Origin of the sequence: Pseudomonas sp. PA-1-3F, from assembly GCF_021609665.1 — a bacterium.
Taxonomy (GTDB): Bacteria; Pseudomonadota; Gammaproteobacteria; order Pseudomonadales; family Pseudomonadaceae; genus Aquipseudomonas; species Aquipseudomonas paracarnis.
In genome coordinates this window covers 1-1,414 of the sequence record NZ_WJZD01000075.1, presented here as the reverse complement: position 1 = coordinate 1,414, position 1,414 = coordinate 1, and the positions used below count along the sequence as shown (strand labels likewise).

The following is a 1,414-nucleotide window of genomic DNA, read 5'->3' as shown; positions in this document are numbered from 1 at the left end:
CCACACAAGCGCTGCGGGCGCGGGCGCGCCCTGCCCCCGGGCGCACGCGGGGGCGGGCCCGTTTTTGTTTTGGGGGGCGCTGCGCACCCCAGCGGGAGCAAGCTCCCTCGCCACAACAGTACCCGTACACAAAACGAACATTGAAAAACAACAACAACAAGGAGTCACCCCTATGAATCGTCGTCGTGGTTTGCGTTCCCTGTGCTGCGCCGCTGTGGCGGTCTCGGCCATGAGCTTGAGCGGCCTGTTGCTGGCCGCTGAAGAAGTGAAAATCGGTTTTCTGGTCAAGCAGGCCGAAGAGCCGTGGTTCCAGACGGAGTGGGCGTTTGCGGAAAAAGCCGCCCAGGACAAAGGCTTCAAACTCATCAAGATCGCGGTGCCGGACGGCGAGAAAACCCTCTCGGCCATCGACAGCCTGGCCGCCAACGGCGCCAAAGGTTTCGTGATCTGCCCGCCGGACGTGTCCCTGGGCCCGGCCATCGTTGCCAAGGCCAAGGTCAACGGTTTGAAAGTGATGGCCGTGGATGATCGCTTTGTCGATGCCAAGGGCAACTTCATGGAAGACGTGCCGTACCTGGGCATGGCCGCGTTTGAGGTGGGACAGAAACAGGGCGCCGCCATGGCCGCCGAAGCGAAAAAACGTGGTTGGGACTGGAAGGACACCTACGCGGTGATCAACACCTTCAACGAGCTCGACACCGGTAAGAAGCGCACCGACGGCTCGATCAAGTCGCTGGAAGAGGCTGGCATTCCTAAAGATCACATCCTCACCGCCCCGCTGAAAACCCTCGACGTGCCAGGCAGCATGGACGCCACCAACTCGGCACTGGTCAAGCTGCCGGGTAGCGCGAAGAACCTGATCATCGGCGGCATGAACGACAACACCGTGCTCGGCGGCGTGCGCGCCACCGAAAGTGCCGGTTTCGCCGCAGCCAATGTGATTGGTATCGGCATCAATGGCACCGACGCCATCGGCGAATTGAAGAAAGCCAACAGCGGCTTCTTCGGCTCGATGCTGCCCAGCCCGCACATTGAAGGCTACAAAACCGCTGAGATGATGTACGAGTGGGTTACCCAGGGCACCGAGCCGCCGAAATACACGGCCATGGACGAAGTGACGCTGATTACCCGTGAAAACTTCCAGGCGGAACTGACCAAGATCGGGCTGTGGAAATGACCGCTTCGGCCCTGCGGTTTGAAGGCATCGGCAAGACCTTTCCCGGGGTCAAGGCGCTGGATGGCATTTGCTTCACCGCCCACCCGGGGCAGGTGCACGCGCTGATGGGTGAGAACGGCGCCGGCAAGTCGACCCTGCTGAAAATCCTCGGCGGCGCCTACATTCCGTCCAGCGGTACGGTGCAGATCGGCGCGCAGACCATGGCCTTCAAATGCGCCGCCGACAGCATCGCCAGCG

General features: G+C 61.6%; 2 protein-coding genes. Both read left to right on the top strand.

The features are described 5' to 3' along the window. Positions 1–172: 172 nt before the first annotated feature. Entirely contained in the window at positions 173–1,177 is a 1,005-nt protein-coding gene (locus GIV26_RS27010) for a substrate-binding domain-containing protein (protein ID WP_057977070.1), read from the top strand. Beyond that, positions 1,174–1,414: ATP-binding cassette domain-containing protein (locus GIV26_RS27005; RefSeq protein ID WP_236282924.1), on the top strand; the 241-nt coding region annotated here is incomplete at its 3' end. The genes GIV26_RS27010 and GIV26_RS27005, both read left to right, overlap by 4 nt.

Excerpts from the sequence above, each read along its gene's own strand:
- GIV26_RS27010 (WP_057977070.1), top strand. The coding sequence starts at position 173 with ATGAATCGTCGTCGTGGTTTGCGTTCCCTGTGCTGCGCCGCTGTGGCG.